General features: G+C 64.7%; 17 protein-coding genes. 3 read left to right on the forward strand and 14 right to left on the reverse strand.

Annotated features, from left to right (window positions below; genetic code table 11):
- From ureC to urtA, 14 genes are all read right to left on the reverse strand, one after another.
- A complete protein-coding gene (gene ureC / locus PCE31107_RS01820; RefSeq protein WP_017234020.1) occupies positions 1 to 1,701 on the reverse strand; it encodes an urease subunit alpha in 1,701 nt (566 codons plus the stop codon).
- Entirely contained in the window at positions 1,698 to 2,003 is a 306-nt protein-coding gene (locus PCE31107_RS01825; RefSeq protein WP_130024590.1) for an urease subunit beta, read from the reverse strand. Before PCE31107_RS01825 ends, ureC begins: the two co-directional genes overlap by 4 nt.
- 45 nt (positions 2,004 to 2,048) lie before the next feature.
- Positions 2,049 to 2,624: a HupE/UreJ family protein gene (locus PCE31107_RS01830; RefSeq protein ID WP_150606850.1), complete on the reverse strand. Its 576-nt coding sequence runs from the start codon at positions 2,622 to 2,624 to the stop codon at positions 2,049 to 2,051.
- 233 nt (positions 2,625 to 2,857) lie between these two features.
- Complete coding sequence (locus tag PCE31107_RS01835; RefSeq protein ID WP_017234023.1) at positions 2,858 to 3,160, reverse strand: urease subunit gamma; 303 nt, start codon at positions 3,158 to 3,160, stop codon at positions 2,858 to 2,860.
- Between the two features lie 164 nt (positions 3,161 to 3,324).
- On the reverse strand, positions 3,325 to 4,047 hold the full coding sequence (locus tag PCE31107_RS01840) for an amino acid ABC transporter ATP-binding protein (RefSeq protein ID WP_017234024.1): 723 nt from the start codon (positions 4,045 to 4,047) through the stop codon (positions 3,325 to 3,327).
- Positions 4,034 to 4,684: an amino acid ABC transporter permease gene (locus PCE31107_RS01845; RefSeq protein ID WP_150606126.1), complete on the reverse strand. Its 651-nt coding sequence runs from the start codon at positions 4,682 to 4,684 to the stop codon at positions 4,034 to 4,036. The genes PCE31107_RS01840 and PCE31107_RS01845 overlap by 14 nt, the downstream gene beginning before the upstream one ends.
- Positions 4,681 to 5,367 carry an amino acid ABC transporter permease gene (locus tag PCE31107_RS01850; RefSeq protein WP_150606128.1) on the reverse strand — a complete coding sequence of 229 codons (687 nt, stop codon included), beginning with the start codon at positions 5,365 to 5,367 and terminating at the stop codon, positions 4,681 to 4,683. Before PCE31107_RS01850 ends, PCE31107_RS01845 begins: the two co-directional genes overlap by 4 nt.
- Positions 5,368 to 5,407: 40 nt before the next feature.
- Complete coding sequence (locus tag PCE31107_RS01855) at positions 5,408 to 6,178, reverse strand: transporter substrate-binding domain-containing protein (RefSeq protein ID WP_130027659.1); 771 nt, start codon at positions 6,176 to 6,178, stop codon at positions 5,408 to 5,410.
- Between the two features lie 452 nt (positions 6,179 to 6,630).
- Entirely contained in the window at positions 6,631 to 7,482 is an 852-nt protein-coding gene (locus tag PCE31107_RS01860) for an urease accessory protein UreD (protein ID WP_150606130.1), read from the reverse strand.
- Positions 7,483 to 7,559: 77 nt separating this feature from the next.
- On the reverse strand, positions 7,560 to 8,261 hold the full coding sequence (gene urtE, locus PCE31107_RS01865; protein WP_017234029.1) for an urea ABC transporter ATP-binding subunit UrtE: 702 nt from the start codon (positions 8,259 to 8,261) through the stop codon (positions 7,560 to 7,562).
- Positions 8,262 to 8,263: 2 nt separating this feature from the next.
- On the reverse strand, positions 8,264 to 9,130 hold the full coding sequence (gene urtD / locus PCE31107_RS01870; RefSeq protein ID WP_150606132.1) for an urea ABC transporter ATP-binding protein UrtD: 867 nt from the start codon (positions 9,128 to 9,130) through the stop codon (positions 8,264 to 8,266).
- Complete coding sequence (gene urtC, locus PCE31107_RS01875) at positions 9,127 to 10,329, reverse strand: urea ABC transporter permease subunit UrtC (RefSeq protein ID WP_150606134.1); 1,203 nt, start codon at positions 10,327 to 10,329, stop codon at positions 9,127 to 9,129. Before urtC ends, urtD begins: the two co-directional genes overlap by 4 nt.
- The gene (urtB, locus tag PCE31107_RS01880; RefSeq protein ID WP_150606136.1) at positions 10,330 to 11,952 is read right to left on the reverse strand and encodes an urea ABC transporter permease subunit UrtB; all 1,623 of its coding nucleotides are present in this window, start codon (positions 11,950 to 11,952) and stop codon (positions 10,330 to 10,332) included.
- Positions 11,953 to 12,014: 62 nt separating this feature from the next.
- Positions 12,015 to 13,211, reverse strand: coding sequence for an urea ABC transporter substrate-binding protein (urtA, locus tag PCE31107_RS01885; protein WP_369751579.1), 1,197 nt, complete (start codon positions 13,209 to 13,211; stop codon positions 12,015 to 12,017).
- 569 nt (positions 13,212 to 13,780) lie between these two features.
- Here urtA and PCE31107_RS01890 point away from each other — a divergent pair.
- The 3 genes from PCE31107_RS01890 to PCE31107_RS01900 all read left to right on the forward strand — a co-directional run bounded on the left by PCE31107_RS01890 (position 13,781) and on the right by PCE31107_RS01900 (position 18,100).
- A complete protein-coding gene (locus PCE31107_RS01890; RefSeq protein ID WP_425494700.1) occupies positions 13,781 to 15,076 on the forward strand; it encodes an MFS transporter in 1,296 nt (431 codons plus the stop codon).
- 21 nt (positions 15,077 to 15,097) lie between these two features.
- A complete protein-coding gene (locus PCE31107_RS01895; protein ID WP_150606140.1) occupies positions 15,098 to 16,084 on the forward strand; it encodes a GlxA family transcriptional regulator in 987 nt (328 codons plus the stop codon).
- 585 nt (positions 16,085 to 16,669) lie between these two features.
- Positions 16,670 to 18,100 (forward strand): DcaP family trimeric outer membrane transporter, encoded by a 1,431-nt coding sequence (locus tag PCE31107_RS01900; protein ID WP_240756139.1) that lies wholly within the window; start codon positions 16,670 to 16,672, stop codon positions 18,098 to 18,100.
- Positions 18,101 to 18,399 lie beyond the last annotated feature (299 nt).

Consider the following 18,399-nt stretch of genomic DNA (forward strand, 5'->3'; position numbering starts at 1 on the left):
TCAGAAAAGGAAGTAACGTTGCGCCATCGGCAGCACGCTCGCAGGCTCGCAGGTCAGCAACTGGCCGTCGGCGATCACCTGATAGGTCTCGGGGTCGACGCTGATATGCGGCAGCCAGTCATTGTGGATCATGTTGGCCTTGGTCACCTGCCGGATATTGCGCACCGGCACGATGCGCTTGGCCAGTCCATAGCGGCCGGCCACGTCGCCATCGTACGCCGCCTGCGACACAAACGTGAGCGACGTGCGCGCCAGCGCCCCGGCGCGCGCGCCGAACATTTCGCGATAGTGCACCGGCTGAGGCGTCGGGATGGACGCGTTCGGGTCCCCCATGAGCGCTGACGTAATCATGCCGCCCTTGAGAATCAGCGACGGCTTCACGCCGAAGAACGCCGGCTCCCACAGGACCAGGTCGGCCCATTTGCCGACCTCCACCGAGCCGATCTCATGGGCCATGCCGTGTGTGATCGCCGGGTTGATCGTGTACTTCGCCACGTAGCGCTTGACGCGGAAGTTGTCGGCCTGCGCCGAGTCGGTGCCGAGCGCGCCGCGCTGTACCTTCATCTTGTGCGCCGTCTGCCAAGTTCGCATGACGACCTCGCCGACGCGCCCCATGGCCTGAGAGTCCGACGAGATCATCGACAGTGCGCCGAGGTCATGCAGGATGTCTTCGGCGGCAATCGTTTCGCGGCGAATGCGCGATTCGGCGAACGCAATGTCTTCCGCGATGGCCGGATCGAGGTGATGGCAGACCATCAACATGTCGAGATGCTCGTCGAGCGTGTTGATGGTGTACGGCCGCGTCGGGTTGGTGGACGACGGCAGCACGTTCGCCTCGCCGCAAACTTTGAGAATGTCCGGTGCGTGACCGCCCCCGGCGCCCTCGGTGTGGTACGTGTGGATCGTGCGGCCCTTGATGGCCGCAACGGTGGCTTCGACGAAGCCGCCCTCGTTGAGCGTGTCGGTGTGGATGGCGACCTGCGTATCGGTCGCATCGGCCACCGACAGGCAGGCGTCGATGGCGGCCGGCGTGGAGCCCCAGTCTTCGTGCAGCTTCAGGCCGATCGCGCCGGCCTCGATCTGCTCCATCAGCGGGGCGGGCTGGCTGACGTTGCCCTTGCCGAGAAAGCCGAGGTTGATCGGCCAGCCGTCGGCCGCTTGGAGCATGCGCTCCAGGTGCCATGGCCCCGGCGTGCAGGTGGTGGCGTTCGTGCCGGTCGCCGGCCCGGTGCCGCCGCCGAGCAGCGTGGTCACGCCGGACGACAGCGCCTCGTCGATCTGTTGCGGGCAAATGAAGTGGATGTGCGAGTCGATGCCGCCTGCCGTGACGATCATGCCTTCGCCGGCGATCACTTCCGTCGCGCCGCCCAGTGGAATGGTCACGCCGGGCTGGATGTCCGGATTGCCCGCCTTGCCGATGCCCCAGATCCGGCCGTCCTTGAGTCCGATGTCGGCTTTGACGATGCCCCAGTGGTCGATGATGACGGCATTGGTGATGACGGTATCCACGACGTCGGCGCGCGTGCGCTGCGATTGGCCCATGCCGTCGCGAATCACCTTGCCGCCGCCGAACTTCACTTCTTCGCCGTAGATCGTATAGTCGCGCTCGATCTCGACGATGAGTTCCGTGTCGGCGAGCCGCAGCCGGTCGCCCGTCGTGGGGCCGAACATTTCCGCATAGGCGCGGCGTGAAATCTTCATAGCGCCCCCATCACGCGACCCGCGAAGCCGAAGACGCGTCGGTCCCCCGCCAGCGCGACCAGTTCGACCGTGCGTTGTTGCCCCGGCTCGAAGCGCACCGCGGTGCCGGACGCAATGTTCAGGCGAAAGCCGCGCGTCGCTTCGCGGTCGAATTGCAGCGCGTCGTTGACTTCGTAGAAGTGAAAATGCGAGCCGATCTGGATCGGGCGATCGCCGGTGTTGGCAACGCTCACGCTGAGGGTCGGGCGACCCTCGTTCAGCGTGATGTCACCTGCGGCGGGCAACAGTTCTCCGGGAATCATGAGCGTCTCTTGGAGGAATTGAAGGATGCGCGCAACCTTGGCGGCTCAGGCTGCCGCGACGAGCAGCGCCGCGCCGTAGGCGAGCACGCCCGCTCCGAGCACGCGCGGCAACCACGCGGTACGGCGACGCAGCGCAACGCCGGCCACGATGCCCAGACTGTGCAGCACGCCGGTCGCAAGCAGGAAGCCGGCCATGTAATGCATGGCGCTCGCCTCGGCCGGCAATTCCGCACCGTGAGCCACCCCATGGAAGATCGCGAACGCGCCGACGACGGCGGCCCCCGCTGCGCCGGGCAGATTCGCGCGCGTCGCGAGCATGAGTCCCAGCACGAGCAGCGAGACGGCAATCATCGGCTCCACGCCCGGCAGCCCCGCGCCATACGCCATGCCGAGCAACCCGCCTGCGGCAAGCATGGCGACGAAAGCCAGCGGGGCGAGCCAGACACGTTTCGACGTGAGCGCACTCCACAAGCCAACCACGATCATGGCGCAAAGGTGATCGGCACCGGTGAGCGGATGCACGAAACCGGCGACGAAACTGCCCGCCGCGTCATGGCCCGGATGACCGGGGTGTGCGAGCGCGAGACTCGATGCGGCGAGCAGCGCGAGGCCAGTCGTCACACGCACGACGCGACGGTAGGTGCGACTGGGGGCCGGGGAAGCATCCGCCGCGCACGCGACGGTCACTTCATGGGCATCATGGGCATTCGGGAGGCGGGCCACTGACATGAGACGTCCTTAAGATGGGATTGTCGACGATAGAAAAACGGTTTCGAATCGAAGGACAACGATGAACGAGCGCGAATGGCGACGATGGCCGCCACTGCACGAGGGGCGTTCCGCGCGTGCGCCCTTCAGGGAATCGGGTGGTGCACGGTGACGAGCTTGGTGCCGTCCGGAAACGTGGCTTCGACCTGAATGTCCGGAATCATTTCGGGCACGCCTTCCATCACGTCGTCGCGCGAGAGCAGCGTGGTGCCGTAATGCATCAGGTCGGCCACGGTGCGTCCGTCGCGCGCGCCTTCCATGAGGGCGGCGCTGATGAAGGCCACGGCCTCCGGGTAATTCAGCTTCAGCCCGCGCGCACGCCGACGTTCGGCGAGCAAGGCGGCGGTGAAGATGAGCAGCTTGTCTTTTTCGCGCGGAGTGAGCTTCATCGTGAACGGGGGGGAACGTCAATGCGAAAGGGTCGTGGGGCGGTCGCCGTTGCCGCACATCATAGGCGCACGCCCTTGTCCGCGCCACTGGGTTTTGCCGTCTGCGTGGCGCGCACCAAAACTGTGCGAAACGACGCGGCGGCAGGTGTCGGTCATTGGCGTCGTCATTGGCAGAGAAAGCGCTGCAATTCCGGTGTCGACGGCTGCGTGAAGAGGGTTTCCGGCGCGCCGGACTCCCAGATCTTGCCCTGATGCATGAACACCACGCGGTCCGACACATGACGGGCGAAGCGCATCTCGTGCGTGACGAGAATCAGCGTCATGCCTTCGGCGGCAAGGTTTTCAAGCACCCCAAGCACTTCGGCGACCAACTCGGGATCCAGCGCCGAGGTGATCTCGTCGCACAGCATCACGGCCGGACGCATGGCGAGCGAGCGGGCGATCGCCACACGCTGCTGTTGACCGCCCGAGAGCTGCGATGGATAGCTGTCGAACTTGTCGGCCAATCCCACCTTGTCGAGCATGGCGCGGGCAACGTCGCGCGCTTCGGCGCCAGGGGTTTTCTTCACCACCTTCTGCGCGAGCATCACGTTTTCGCCGGCCGACAGATGCGGAAACAGGTTGTACTGCTGGAACACCATGCCGACTTTCAGACGCAGGGCGCGCAGATCGGTGTCGCGCGCGCCGACGTGCACGCCCTCGACGGCGACACTGCCCGCGTCGAACCGCTCCAGGCCGTTGAGCGTGCGCAGCAATGTGCTCTTGCCCGACCCGCTCTTGCCGATGATCGACACGACCTGACCGCGCTCGACGTCCAGATCGATGCCCTTGAGCACGGGGGTTTCGCCGAAGCGCTTTTGCATGCCCCTGACTTCAATGAGCGACATGGAGTTTCCTTTCGAGATGACGCGCCCACAGCGACAGCGGATAGCAGGCAGCAAAGTAGAACAGCGCGACGAGGCCATACACGGTAAACGGCTGGAACGTCGCGTTGGTGAGCATGGTGCCGGTCTTGGTGAGTTCGTCGAAGCCGATGATCGACGCGAGCGCCGTGCTCTTGACGACCTGCACCGAGAAGCCGACCGTGGGCGCGATGGCAATGCGCAGCGCCTGCGGCAAGATCACGTGACGCAGTTGCTCGCGGTAGCGCATGGCGAGACTCGACGAGGCCTCCCATTGGCCGTGCGGAATCGCGTCGACGCAGCCGCGCCAAATCTCCGTGAGATAGGCGCTCGTGTAGAGCGTGAGGCACACGGCCGCCGCGACCCAGGGCGAGACGTCGAGGCCGAGCAGCGGCAAGCCGAAGAACACCAGGAACAACTGCATGAGCAGCGGCGTGCCCTGGAACACTTCGATATACAACGCCACGGCGCGTGCTGCCCAGGAAACGCGTCCAACGCGCACGACAAGCAACATCAGGGCGACGCCGCCGCCGCAGACGAAGGCGATGGCCGACAGGGCGAGTGTCCAGCGTGCCGCGAGCAGCAGGCCGCGCAGCATGTCCCACGTCGAGAACTCGATCATCGGGCACCTGCCTTGACGTTGACCGTGCCGCGAAAGAGGCGCCGTGCGCAGCGCATCAGCACACGACGCAGTGCGATCGCGAGCGCGAGGTACACGGCGGTGACGATCAGATAGCTCTCGAACGCCCGGAACGTGCGCGACTGCACGAAGTTGGCGGCGTACGACAGATCGGGCACGGAGATCTGCGAGACGACGGCCGACCCCAGCATCACGATCACGATCTGGCTGGCGAGTGCGGGGAACACCTTGGCAAACGCCTGCGGCAAGATCACATGACGCAGGATCTGAGCGCGCGTCATGGCGAGCGACAGTCCCGCTTCAGACAGACCGCGCGGCACCGCGCGCATGCCGGCGCGAATGATCTCGGTGGCGTATGCGCCGAGGTTTACGCTCATGGCGAGGACGGCGGCGGTCGTCTCGTCGATATGAATGCCAAGACTCGGCAGTCCGAAGAAGATGAAGAAGAGCTGCACGATGAACGGCGTGTTGCGGATCAGCTCGACGTACAGCCCGGTAATGGCTTTGAGCCACGCCGCGCCTTCCTCGCGGGCGACGGCGCACAGCGCGCCGACGCTCACACCCACGACCGTGGACACGGCCGTGAGCACAACTGTGAGCGCGGCGCCGCGCACGAAGAGCATCAGGTATTGCCGCAGATCGGCGAAATCGAGAACGTAATGCATGTGAAGCCGGTGAGGAGTCGCGAGGGGCGGGATGTCAAGATCAGAGATTCGTCGGCAGCGGCATGCCGAGCCACTTCTGCGAGATGTTGCTCAGCGCGCCATCTTTCTTCGCAGCGGCGAGAATTTCGTTGACCTTGCCGAGCAGGCGCGGCTCGTTCTTGTTCAGGCCGACGAAGCACGGCGAGTTCTTGATGAGAAACTTCGGCTCCGGCAACTTGGGCGGGTGCTTGGCGAGAATGGCCGCGGCCACGACGTTGCCCGTGGCGACCAGTTGCACCTGCCCGGAGAGAAACGCCGAGATCGTGCCGTTGTTGTCTTCGAAGCGCTTGATCGTGGCGTCGGCCGGGGCGATCTTCGAGAGTTCGATGTCTTCGACGGCGCCGCGCGTCACGCCGACAGTTTTGCCCGACAGGTCGGCGGGCTTGGACACCGCGAGATCCTTGGGCCCGAACACGCCGTTGTAGAACGGCGCATACGCTTGCGAGAAATCGATGACCTTCTCGCGCTCGGCGCTCTTGCCGAGGCTGGAGATCACCAGGTCGGCCTTGTTCGTCGTGAGGTAGGGGATGCGGTTGGCGCTCGTCACCGGCACCAGTTCCAGCTTCACGCCCATGCCCTTGGCGAGCAAGGCGGCAGCGTCAATGTCGTAGCCGACCGGCTTCATGTCGGCGCCGATCGAGCCGAACGGCGGGAAGTCTTGCGGCACGGCCACGCGCAGGGTGCCACGCTTGACGATGTCGTCGAGTCCGTCGGCATGCGCGCTGCGCGGCACCGCCACGGCGAAGACGGTGATTGCGCTCACGGCCAGCATCAGCGTGGTGAAAGCGCGACGGGTCCGTGCGCGTGCGCCGAGCGTGGCGGCAACGGTGTCGTGAGAGAAGGCACTACGAATGAACGGCAGCATAGAGGCAACCTCGGGGATCAGGGGGGCGAAGCATTCCGGTAACAGGAGTGTTCCGGCGGCCGGCACATCTGGTCTGACCGGTCGATACAGTGATCTAGCAGGAATCGTGCCCGGCAATGCTTCGGGTCACGAGGCTGATGGGATGGGGCGCACGCACGCGCAACGTGCCGTGGCGACGGCTACGGCGACGGCGATGCCGACGACAACGGGAAGTGGCGAAAACGGGGAGGGAAGCCCAGCATTGGTGCGAAATCGGGCCGGCGAGGGTGACGCGGCATCGCGCGCGTCACCGTTATGGTGCGTGTGGTGCGTGTGGTGCGTGTGGTGCGTGTGGTGCGCGTGACGGGAGGGAAGCCGTCTCACGTCGCCCAGAGTCGCAGCGGCTCCGCGGGCACGCCGTGAACGAGCGGGCGCAGCGTCAGCCAATGCGAGACCAGCAACCGCCGTACCGTCTCCATGTCGTGTCCGAGCACGCGCAGCACGAGCACGTTGCCCGGCAGGCACGTGATCCCCGCGCGCAGTGTGTCGTCGAACGGCAGGCCTTGGGCGAGCGACTCGGCCAGCTCGCGTGTGCAAGCGGCACCGACGGCCCACAGCGTGGCGAAGACCGGGAAGCCCGCAAGCGCGGTGGTGCCGGTGCGTTGCGCATCGTCGGCGTCGAGCACGGCCTGTTCCGCCCACAGCAGACGATCCGTCGCATCTCGCAGTTCGAAGCGCGCGCGCCATTGACCGTGCGTCCACTGCTCACCCGCCGCCTGACGGCCAAGCAGCGTGGCGTCCCAGCCGATGACGGACGCGTTCTCGCCAAGCTTCACGGTGATGCATTGGCGCGCATCCGCATGCTCGAACACGATGTTCTCGAGCGGCAACCAGTCGAGCTTCGCGCCGTCGCGCACGCTGAGGCGGATGTCCTGCGTCCCGAATCGGCCTTGCGACTTGTACCACTTGGTCGCCCCGGGCGTGGTCAATACCGCGTGCGCGTTCTCACCGACCTCGACGTCGATGGACAGCGTGTCGCCGCCCGCAATCCCGCCGGGCGGATGCACGACCACGGCATGGCAAATGCCGGGGCCTTCCGGATGAAGCGACTTCTGGACGACGAGCGGGCCGTGGTGGCGTCGCGTGGCGAGAACGGTGCGTGCTTCGTGACGGGCGAAGCCGAGCGTCAGCGCGGCGTGCCAGCCGGCGCTGGGCGTGTGCAGAGAATTCATGAAAATCGTTCGGCTATGGATGGCGCGAATCTAGCACGCGCCGCCAGCGCGCGACATCGAAACCTGCCGCCTCTGTTTCACACGGCCACCTGATGCCGTACGCCGTCGGCTTCCATGTCCTTGCCCAGGCCGCTCGCCACGATGGCGCCCCGACTCATCACGCGATAGTGATCCGCGAGTTGCAGGGCAAAGTCGTAATACTGCTCGACCAGCAATACCGTCATGCCGCGTTCGTCGACCAGACGCCGCAATGTTGTCCCGATGTCCTTGATGATCGACGGTTGAATGCCTTCGGTCGGCTCGTCGAGGATCAGCAGTTGCGGGTCGCTCATGAGCGCGCGTCCGATGGCGAGTTGCTGTTGTTGCCCGCCGGACAGGTCGCCGCCGCGCCGCTGCTTCATATCGCGTAACACGGGGAACAGTTCGTAGATGTGCTCGGGCACGCCGCGCTTGGCCTCGCGCGCGGGACGGCTCGCCGCACCGATCAACAGATTCTCTTCGACAGTGAGACGAGGGAAGATCTCGCGTCCTTGCGGTACATACGCCAGCCCATGCGCCACGCGCGCATACGGGGGGGCCGATGTCAGTGCAGTGCCGCGCCACGCGATGCTGCCCGACTTCACCGGCACCACGCCCATGAGGCACTTGAGCAATGTGGTCTTGCCCACGCCGTTGCGCCCGAGCAGCACGGTGAGCTGGCCGTCGGGCACGGTGAACTCCACGTTGCGCAGAATGTGGCTGCCGCTGTAGTACTGATTGAGTGCGTGAATTTCCAGCATGGTCAGCGTCCCAGATACGATTCGATCACGCGCTCGTCGCGTTGCACGACATCGAGCGTGCCTTCCGCCAGCACCCGCCCTTCGGCCATCACGGTCACGAGTCCCGTCTCGCCGGCGAGGGCGGCGACGAACGCCATGTCGTGCTCGACCACCATCATCGAACAATGCCCGCGCAGCCGGTTGAGCAACTCGGCGAGCTGCGCGGTCTCCTCGTCGGTCATGCCGGCGGCGGGTTCGTCCAGCAGCAGGAGTTGCGGTTGCTGCATGAGCAACATGCCGATCTCCAGGCGCTGCTTCTGGCCGTGCGACAACTGCCCCGCACGCACATGTGCCTGATGCTCCAGGTGCGTGAGCGCGAGCACTTCCTCGATGCGGCGTCGAATGGTCGGCGTGAGCATGTCCCACAGTGCGCGGAACCAGCGTTTGTCGCCCGCACACGAGAGTTCGAGGTTCTCCCACACGCTGTGATGTTCGAACACCGTCGGCTTCTGGAACTTGCGGCCAACGCCCGCCTGCGCGATGGCGGGCTCGTCGAGCCGGGTGAGGTCGAGCGTCTGGCCGAGGAAGGCGCGGCCGGCATCGGGGCGGGTCTTGCCCGTCACGACGTCCATCATCGTTGTCTTGCCCGCGCCGTTCGGGCCGATGACGCAGCGCAGCTCGTCGGTCTTGATCGCCAGCGACAGGTCGTTGAGGGCGCGAAAGCCGTCGAACGATACGGAGATGTTCTCGAGGTACAGGATAAGACCGTGCGACGTGTCGATCTCTCCCGGCACCACGAGATGCGACATTCCGGTAGCGTCGCCGCTGACGGTGACGGATGCATCGGGTGCGTCGGCGATCTGCCAGCTGATGTCGATGTCGGGTCTCATGCGCGGTCTCCGGTGGCAGGGTGCGGCGCATCGCCTTCGGCGGCGGCCGGCGCGTGCAGCGTGCGCTTGCGGGACAATTGTGCGACGAGGCCGATCACGCCCTGCGGCAGCAGCAGGGGCACGAGCACGAACATCGCGCCGAGGAAGAACAGCCAGTACTCAGCGAAGTAAGCCGTGAAGAAGCTTTTCGCGCCGTTGACGAGGAACGCGCCGGCAATCGCGCCCACCAGCGAGCCGCGCCCGCCGATCGCGACCCAGATCGCCATCTCGATGGAGTTCACCGGCGCCATCTCGCTCGGGTTGATGATGCCGACCTGCGGCACGTAAAGCGCGCCCGCAACGCCGCACAGCATGGCGGACAACGTCCACACGAACAGCTTGTAGCTCAGCGGCCGGTAGCCGAGGAACATGGCGCGCGATTCGCCGTCGCGAATGGCCGTGACCACGCGGCCGAACTTGGAGACGACCAGCGCGCGGCACAGCAGGAAGGCGCCGATCAGTACGACGAACGTCACGAGGAACAGCACCGTGCGCGTGTTCGCCGACGTGATCGAGTAGCCGAGAATGCGCTTGAAGTCGGTGAACCCGTTGTTGCCGCCGAAGCCGGTCTCGTTGCGATAGAAGAGCAGCATGGCGGCGAACGTGAGCGCCTGCGTGATGATCGACAGGTACACGCCCTTCACGCGCGAGCGGAAGGCCAGGTACCCGAAGAGCCACGCCACCACGCCGGGCAGCGCCACGACGAGGAACATCGCCCACGCGAAATGCTCGGTGCCGGTCCAGTACCAGGGCAGCGACTTCCAGTCGAGAAACACCATGAAATCGGGCAAGTTGCTGTGATACACGCCGTCGCGCCCGATGCCCCGCATCAGGTACATCCCCATGGCATACCCGCCGAGCGCGAAGAACAGGCCGTGGCCCAGGCTCAGGATGCCGCAATAGCCCCACACCAGATCGAGCGCGAGCGCCGCGATCGCGTAGCACATGATCTTGCCCACGAGTGTCATCGCGTAGGCCGACAAGTGCAACGGGTGCGTGGCCGGCAGCACCAGGGCGCAAACCGGCACGAGAATCGTTACCGCCAGCACGAACGCGAACAGCAAGGGCGCGACATGCTTCGGCAGGAGCCGGGCGCGCGCCGGCACGTCCAGCGAGATCGAAGGGGCGATCCCTTCGGGCAGGAAGTTCGATGTCTGCATTCAGGCCTCCGCGCTGCGCCCTTTGAGCGCGAACATGCCCTGCGGGCGTTTCTGGATGAACAGCACGATCAGGATCAGCACGGCGATCTTGGCGAGCACGGCGCCCCACACCGGTTCGAGCAGCTTGTTGGCGACGCCCAGGCCGAACGCACCGACGATGGTCCCGGCCAGTTGTCCCACGCCGCCCAGCACCACGGCCATGAATGAGTCGATGATGTAGCTCTGCCCGAGGTCCGGGCCGACGTTGCCGATCTGCGAAAGCGCGCATCCGCCCAGGCCGGCAATCCCCGCGCCAAACGCGAAGGCGTAGCTGTCGACGCGTCCCGTCTTCACGCCCACGCAGGCGGCCATCGACCGGTTCTGCGTGACGGCGCGAATGAACAGCCCCAGGCGCGTGAGGTTGAGCACCGACCACGTGAGCGCCACGACCACCAGCGCGAATATCAGGATCGCGATGCGGTTGTACGGCAGCATGAGGTTGGGCAGTACGGCGACGCCGCCGCTCATCCACGACGGATTGATCACTTCGACGTTCTGTGCACCGAACAACGTGCGAACGCCCTGGATCATGAGCAGGCTGATACCGAATGTTGTGAGCAGCGTTTCGAGCGGGCGGCCGTACAGATGCTTGATGACGGTACGCTCCAGCACGAAACCGAGGGCGGCCGCCACGAGAAAGGCGGCGGGCACGGCGGCTACCAGATAGGCGTCGAAGGCCCCCGGCAGGAAGCGCTGAAAGAGGGTCTGCACCACGTACGTGGCATACGCGCCGACCATCAGGAATTCGCCGTGCGCCATGTTGATGACACCGATCAGGCCATAGGTGATGGCCAAGCCGAGCGCGGCGAGCAGCAGCACACTGCCGAGCGACAGGCCGGCGAAGAGCGTGCCGAAGAACTCGCTGCGGCGCTGCGCCGCGGCCAGTTTCGTCAGGGCGATGTCGGCGGCGCTGCGCACGTTGGCGTCGGGCTCGGCGTAGGTGCCGTCCGCTTGCTTCGCGACGATGGGCAGCAGCAGATCGCGCATCTGCGGGTCACCCGCCGCGGCGATCAGATCGATGGCTTCACGACGCTTCTTCGCGTCGGTGTCATGCAATGCTGTTTGCGCCCAGAGTTGGTCGAGCCGTTTGCGCAGCGTCGGATCGGTCTCCTTCTGGCGCGCCTGTTCGATGAGCGTCTTGAACGCGGGCGACGGGTTTTGCAGCATCGTCTCGATGGCTTTCGCCCGGGCGTCGTGATCGGGCGAGCGCAAGGCGCCGGCGGCGGCGGCCGTATCGACCTTGGCGCGCAGCACGTTGTTGAGCGTGATCGAACCCGCGTTCTCGCCCTTGATAGGGGCGCCTGTGATCGGATCGAGGGTCTTCTCCCCATCCTGGATGGCGAGGCGATCGCCCACGGTCACGACCGTGTCGTCGGCCAGCGCCTTGAGGAGCGCGACGGCCTGCGGCGAGCCGTCGGACACGAGATGATCGATGGCTTGCGATTTGGCGTCGAAGTCGTCGCCGGCGAGCGCCGTGAGGTCAGCGCCAGAGACGGCGGCATGGGCCAGGGAGGGAGTGGTCAGCGCGGCGCCCAGCGAGAGCAGGACAAGGGCGGCAGCGGTCCAGCGTCTTATCGTTATCATCAAAACCTCTGCGCGCGCCGGCGGCCGTCGATCCGGCGCCGGCGCAGGGAATGGAAGGAGGGTCAGACCTTGTCGGGCTTGCCTTCGTTACCCGCGATGTACGGGCTCCACGGCTGCGCACGCACCGTGGTCTTGGTCTTCCACACGACGTTGAACTGACCGTCCGGGCGGATCTCGCCGATCATCACCGGCTTGTGCAGGTGGTGATTGCCGTCCATGACCATGTCGAAGCCGTCCGGCGACTTGAAGGACTGGCCGATCATCGCGGTGCGTACCTTGTCGACGTCGACGCTGCCCGCTTTCTCGACGGCTTGCTTCCACATATGCATGCCGACGAACGTGGCTTCCATCGGATCGTTCGTGACGCGCTTGTCGCCGCCGGGCAGGCCCTTGGCCTTGACGTAGGCGAACCACTCCTTCTTGAATGCGTCGTTGGTCGGGTTCTTCACCGACATGAAGTAGTTCCATGCCGCGAGGTGTCCCACGAGGGGCTTCGTGTCGATGCCGCGCAGTTCCTCTTCACCCACGGAGAACGCCACCACCGGCACGTCGGTCGCTTTCAGACCCTGGTTGCCCAGTTCCTTGTAGAACGGCACGTTCGAATCGCCGTTGATGGTCGAGATGACTGTGGTCTTGCCGCCCTGGGCGAACTGCTTGATGTTGGCAACGATGGTCTGGTAATCGCTGTGGCCGAACGGCGTGTAGACCTCCTGAATGTCCTTGTCGGCCACGCCCTTCGAATGCAGGAAGGCGCGCAGGATCTTGTTGGTCGTGCGCGGATAGACGTAGTCGGTGCCGAGCAGGAAGAAGCGCTTGGCGCCGCCGCCTTCCTTGCTCATCACGTATTCCACCGCCGGGATCGCCTGCTGGTTCGGCGCCGCACCCGTGTAGAAGACGTTCTTCGACATCTCTTCGCCTTCGTACTGCACCGGGTAATAGAGCAGGCCGTTGAGTTCTTCGAAGACGGGCAACACCGACTTGCGCGACACCGACGTCCAGCAGCCGAACACGGCGGCGACTTTGTCCTTGGTGAGTAACTGGCGGGCTTTTTCCGCGAAGAGCGGCCAGTTCGACGCCGGGTCGACCACCACGGCTTCGAGCGGGCGGCCCATCACGCCACCCTTGGCGTTGATGTCGGCAATCGTCATGAGCGCGACATCCTTGAGCGACGTCTCCGAGATGGCCATCGTGCCTGAGAGCGAGTGCAGGATGCCGACCTTGATGGGCGACTTGCTCTGCGCGAACAAGTTGGGCGCCATGCCCGTCAGCGATGCGGCGCCCGAGAGGGCCGCCATCTGGAGTAGCGTGCGTCGTTTCATGGTACGTCTTCCCCTTTCCTGGTTAGACCGGTCGATCCGGTACCGGGGGACTTACGCAAAGGCCGTGCCAGCGATGGACGGAATTGGGCATGCGAGGTCACGGTGCACGTTCGCGCGAAGGGGAAGTGCCGGACGTCGCAAGGTGCGCTCAGGCCCGTGCGGGACGCGTTGGCGGGCCGAATCGGCGGGGGCGATCGCGCGGTGCGCCGGGGACTCTGTACCGGGGTACATGGGCGTGTCGTCCTCCGAAAGAAGCACGTTGGTGCGGCTGCGCGCTGAGTTGGTGCGCACCGACTTGGCGCGATCTGGCGACCTGCGCGGCGGGAAGGTTGTTGTTCGCGGCGGCTGAGTGGCGCCCGAAGTGCGCGAAGTGCCCGAAGTGCCCGAAGTGCCCGAAGTGCCCGACGACGAGGTGGCACTTTTTGATGCATGATTGGCATTCGTGCCAAACCGGCTGACGGCAAGATGAGGGCTCCCGACGACTCTCCGACTTGTTCGACAACACGCTCATGACCGATGCCATTGCCGGGCGCGCCGCGCGCCCCACGGATTCCGAACCCAGCGGGCGCCAGAAGCATTCCGGGCGCCCCGATCGTTCGATGGGCCGCCGCTATGCCGCGGTGTTGGCCGCGTGTCAGGCGCTATTCACCGCGGGGTTGTCCGTCGATCTGACGTTGACGGGACTCGTCGGCTACATGCTGGCGTCCGACAAAGGTTATGCGACGCTGCCCTTCTCGTTGATTACCGTGGCATCCGCCATCACCACGATCTTTGCGTCGATCTTGATTCAGCGCATCGGACAGCGTCTCGGCTTCGCGCTGGGCGCATTGTTCGGCACGGTCGGCGGGCTGGTGTCGGTCATGGCGATCTACGAGCGCCACTTCGCGATGTTCTGCGCGGGGACGGCATGTGTGGGGGTGTTTCAGGCATTCGCGCGCTATTACCGGCTGGCCGCGGCCGACGTCGTGCCGCTCGAAGACAAGCCACGCGCCATTTCCATCGTGCTCACCGGCGGCGTGCTGGCCGCGGTCATCGGACCAGCGCTCGCGGCTGGCAGTAAAGACTGGCTCGCGCCGGTGACGTTCGCGGGATCGTATCTCGTCGTGGCGATCCTCTCGGCGATATCGCTGGTTTTGCTCGTCGGATTGCTGCGCGATTTACCGGTGCATGCCGTCGGCGGTGCGACCGGCGACGCCGATGCGTTACCGGCCAGACCGCTCGGCGAGCTCATGCGTCAGCCGATTTATGTGGCGGCGCTGGCGAACAACCTGATCGGCTTCATGGTGATGATGTTCGTCATGACGGCAACACCCATCGCGGCGGTGGCGTGCGGACACAGTATCGACGACGGGGCGCACATCATCGAGTGGCACCTTGTGGGAATGTATGCGCCGTCGTTCTTCTCGGGGCATCTCGTCAAGCGCTGGGGTGTGGTGCCGGTGTTGCTGGCGGGCATTGCGATGAGTGCCCTGTGCGGAGTCGTCGCCCTTGCATCGACGAGCCTGCCGTACTTCTATGCGGCGCTGGCGTTGCTCGGCGTGGGCTGGAATTTCATGTTCGTGGGCGGCACGACGTTGCTCACGATGTCGTATCGTCCGGCGGAGCGTGCTCGCGCGCAGGCTGCCAACGAATTCATCACCTTCGCCGGGACGGCGCTCGCGAGTCTGTTCGCGGGGCAGTTGCTCGCTCGCTTTGGCTGGGCCACCATCAATCAGGCGACCTTCCCGCTGCTCGCGATCGCGGCGCTGGCGACGGTATGGTATGCCGTCGACGCGAAGCGCCGTGCGGCGCCCGCGACGGCCTGACGCTCCCATGTTCTCGTGACCATGAACCCACCTCGTCTCGTTGCCTTTCTCATCGTGCCGCCGTTCGTGTTGCTGGATCTGGCCGGACCGCTCGATGCGTTTCACGCCGTTATCCGCAACTTCGCGGCGTTGGGGCAGGCGACGCCGTACCGAACCGTGGTGGTGTCCGAGCACGGCGGGCCGGTGGAGACGGGGTCGGGCATCACGTTGCATACCGAACCGATGCGCGCACTCGACGCGATGCCCGTCGATACGTTGATCGCGGTGGGCGGAGCCGTGGCGCATCGTCCGGCGGTGCCGGGTGAGGTGGGCGAGTGGTTGCGCGCCTATGCGCCGCGCGTGCGGCGCGTGTGTTCCGTGTGCGTGGGGGCGTTCGTTCTGGGGGCGGCGGGGTTGTTGGATGGACGTCGCGCGACGACGCACTGGCTCGACACGGCGATGTTGCAGGCGTGCTTTCCGAACGCGCGGGTCGAGTCCGATCCGATTTATGTGCGTGAGGATCCGGTGTGGACATCGGCGGGGATTACGGCGGGGATCGACCTGGGGTTGGCGCTGGTCGAGGACGATTTGGGTGCGGATATCGCGTTGCAGGCGGCGCGCCGGCTGGTGGTGTTCCTCAAGCGCGCCGGGGGGCAATCGCAGTTCAGTCCGCCGTTACAGGCGCAGGTCGCGGCGGGAGCGCCGTTCGGGGATTTGCATGCGTGGATGTCCGAACGGCTCGATGGCGATCTGTCGGTGGTGCGGCTGGCCGAGCAGGCGAACATGAGCGCGCGCACGTTTGCGCGGAGTTATCTCGCGCGCACGGGGTCGACGCCGGCCAAGGCGGTCGAGCGCATGCGCCTGGAAGCGGCTCGGTTTGCCTTGCTCGATTCGGATGCGCCGCTCAAGCGCATCGCCGCACGGGTGGGCTTCGGCGACGAACAAAACCTGCGGCGCGCCTTTCAACGTCAGTACGGCGTGACACCGGTGGCGTATCGGGAGCGGTTTGGGGTCGTGGGCGTGGCGTAGGCGTGAGACGTTTGCGGCGGCCAGGGATGGTCGGCGTCAAATGCTCTCGGCGCCATTGCTGGCTCATGCGGCGCACGAACGATGCAGCGCGCCGTGGCGGTCGGTTGAACCGGTTTTCGAAGCGTCCATCCGGTATGGCGATCCGGTTCACAAGACCGATCCTTTCATCACGGTGCACGTCAACGGACGCCTGGTTCGGATGCGGCTCGACACCGGGTCGAATCGTCACGTGATCGCCGTGGGTATGGACGTGCTACGCAACCGTATGGTATTTCACGACAACGCGCGCCTCCGGCTCGCCTTGCTCGAACGGACCGACGCGTCTCCTCCAAGGCAATTGCCGCAGGGGACTTAGACCGCAGACCCCACGCCGCCCACTTCCTCACCGCCCCGGGTAAACACCGTCAATTCAGTCCCGCCAGCGTCAGCTAGTTGACAGCTAGTCCTCCCTAAGATTCGTTCACTGCTCACGAAGCTTCCTTGAGCGGGTTTGCATGAACAACAATCAGATGCAGGAGACAACGGATGAAACGGTGGGCGAAGTTACCTAAGAGGCGAGAACGTCGTTCGAAATTGGACAAGTCGTTGTCGGCGAAAGTCCTGTGCTGCGCAATTGCCGGTCTCGGCGCGATGCCGGCGGCACATGCCGATGACATGAGCCAGCTCCAGGCGGAGATTCACGATCTGTCGGTACGGCTCGATCAGTTGAAAATGGCGCAGAGCCAGACAGCCAAGAATCCCGTCGCGGTATCCGTGGCGCAAGCGCCGGCCGAGAGTCTGCCGCCGACGAAGGCCGAGCAGATGAGCATTTCGGACCAGTACATCCGTCGCGGCGCCATGCCGGGGTCGTTCATCGTCCCGGGCACCGACACCTCGCTCAGTATTGGCGGCTTCATCAATTTTCAGGGCATTTACGATCCCACCGAAAATCTCGGACCAAAGTTTGCGATAGGCAACCTGGATCCTGCCGGCAGCAACGCCCGAGCGCAATCGGCGCGTACGTTCCATTTCCAGGACAAGGTTTCACGACTGGTCGTGGGGAGCAGCACGCCAAGCCCGTACGGCAACATCACCACCAATTTCGGACTCGACTTCTACGGCTTCGTCTCGGGCGGCGACAACAACCAGGCATTGCAGAACAATAGCTGGGGTGCTCGCGTGGTCACCGCCTACGGCACGATTGGCGGGTTCCTCGTCGGTATGGCGAATTCGAACTTCATCGACGACCCGGACGCGGTCGAAACGTTCGACAACGCCGGACAGGCAGGTCTTCCGGCCGCGCGCACGCCGCAAGTCCGTTACACGATGCCGCTCGGCAAAGGCAGTGCCGTGTCGTTCGCACTGGAAAACCCGCAGACCGGCTACCAGGACACGCGCGGCAACATCGAGGCCGTGACGAAATCGAATCCGTTCCCGGATCTGAGCGTGAAATACGAGCGCGAAGCCGACTGGGGGCACTTTCAGGTTTCAGGGATTGCCCGCGAGCTCGGCTTTACCGACCAGAATGGATCGCGCACGACAAAGCTTGCGGGCGCGATGCTGATGGGCGCGACATTCAATCTGCCGAAGGCGGGCGGCGGATATGGTCGTGACAATTTCGGCGGCCAGATCTGGTACGGCGCATTGGGCCGATACATTCCGGACGATTTCGGTGCCAACACGGCTTCCGTGCTTGCGATCAACAACGGAACGGCCGCGAATCCCACGGGGGCCACGGATGTCCAGGTTCAGCCCGAGCTTGGGGGAGGCCTGTTCTTCCAGCATTGGTGGACCGACAAGCTGCGTTCGAACATTGGATTCGGATACAACCACCAGCGATTGGCATCGTTCCTGCCCGCCGATCCGCAGAACGCCGTCACTACCAAGACCGTTCACCTCAACCTGATTTATCGACCGTTCCGCACCGTCGACGTGGGCATCGAGGTGATGTGGGGGCAAAAGACGTTCCAGAACTCGACGGGACTGTCTGCCGCGACGGCGAAACGTATCGAGGCCGGCGGCATCTGGCATTTCTGATCGAACGTTGACGAGTCAGACGGAAGAATCGACGCCAATGCGTTTTTCCGACAGCGCTTGCTAAGTGCGATTCTCGTAGCCAAAAAATCTGAGTGGTGCGCGGAGTCTGTCATTCGAGTGCTTTGCAAGTCTATGAAGATAGGAGTCCTATTTATATGGGTGATCGGCGTGTTCGAAAGTTTCAGTGATTCTAAATTTTCAAGCCGGTGCTTGCCTTTCGGCAATGGGTCACTGAAGGGGTAGCCCGATACGGGTTCGAAGAGAGCTCGATGTGGGCAGCGTGAGATTTTTGCAATTCA

The sequence above is a fragment of the Pandoraea cepalis genome (genome assembly GCF_902459625.1).
In the GTDB taxonomy this organism is placed as follows: domain Bacteria; phylum Pseudomonadota; class Gammaproteobacteria; order Burkholderiales; family Burkholderiaceae; genus Pandoraea; species Pandoraea cepalis.

Coding starts and splice junctions, on each gene's coding strand:
- PCE31107_RS01855 (WP_130027659.1), bottom strand. CDS start 6,178: ATGCTGGCCGTGAGCGCAATCACCGTCTTCGCCGTGGCGGTGCCGCGC.
- PCE31107_RS01845 (WP_150606126.1), bottom strand. CDS start 4,684: ATGATCGAGTTCTCGACGTGGGACATGCTGCGCGGCCTGCTGCTCGCG.
- PCE31107_RS01860 (WP_150606130.1), bottom strand. CDS start 7,482: ATGAATTCTCTGCACACGCCCAGCGCCGGCTGGCACGCCGCGCTGACG.
- PCE31107_RS01840 (WP_017234024.1), bottom strand. CDS start 4,047: ATGTCGCTCATTGAAGTCAGGGGCATGCAAAAGCGCTTCGGCGAAACC.
- PCE31107_RS01895 (WP_150606140.1), top strand. CDS start 15,098: ATGAACCCACCTCGTCTCGTTGCCTTTCTCATCGTGCCGCCGTTCGTG.
- urtD (WP_150606132.1), bottom strand. CDS start 9,130: ATGAGACCCGACATCGACATCAGCTGGCAGATCGCCGACGCACCCGAT.
- PCE31107_RS01890 (WP_425494700.1), top strand. CDS start 13,781: ATGACCGATGCCATTGCCGGGCGCGCCGCGCGCCCCACGGATTCCGAA.
- urtA (WP_369751579.1), bottom strand. CDS start 13,211: ATGGCGCCCAACTTGTTCGCGCAGAGCAAGTCGCCCATCAAGGTCGGC.
- urtE (WP_017234029.1), bottom strand. CDS start 8,261: ATGCTGGAAATTCACGCACTCAATCAGTACTACAGCGGCAGCCACATT.
- ureC (WP_017234020.1), bottom strand. CDS start 1,701: ATGAAGATTTCACGCCGCGCCTATGCGGAAATGTTCGGCCCCACGACG.
- urtC (WP_150606134.1), bottom strand. CDS start 10,329: ATGCAGACATCGAACTTCCTGCCCGAAGGGATCGCCCCTTCGATCTCG.
- urtB (WP_150606136.1), bottom strand. CDS start 11,952: ATGATAACGATAAGACGCTGGACCGCTGCCGCCCTTGTCCTGCTCTCG.
- PCE31107_RS01825 (WP_130024590.1), bottom strand. CDS start 2,003: ATGATTCCCGGAGAACTGTTGCCCGCCGCAGGTGACATCACGCTGAAC.
- PCE31107_RS01850 (WP_150606128.1), bottom strand. CDS start 5,367: ATGCATTACGTTCTCGATTTCGCCGATCTGCGGCAATACCTGATGCTC.
- PCE31107_RS01835 (WP_017234023.1), bottom strand. CDS start 3,160: ATGAAGCTCACTCCGCGCGAAAAAGACAAGCTGCTCATCTTCACCGCC.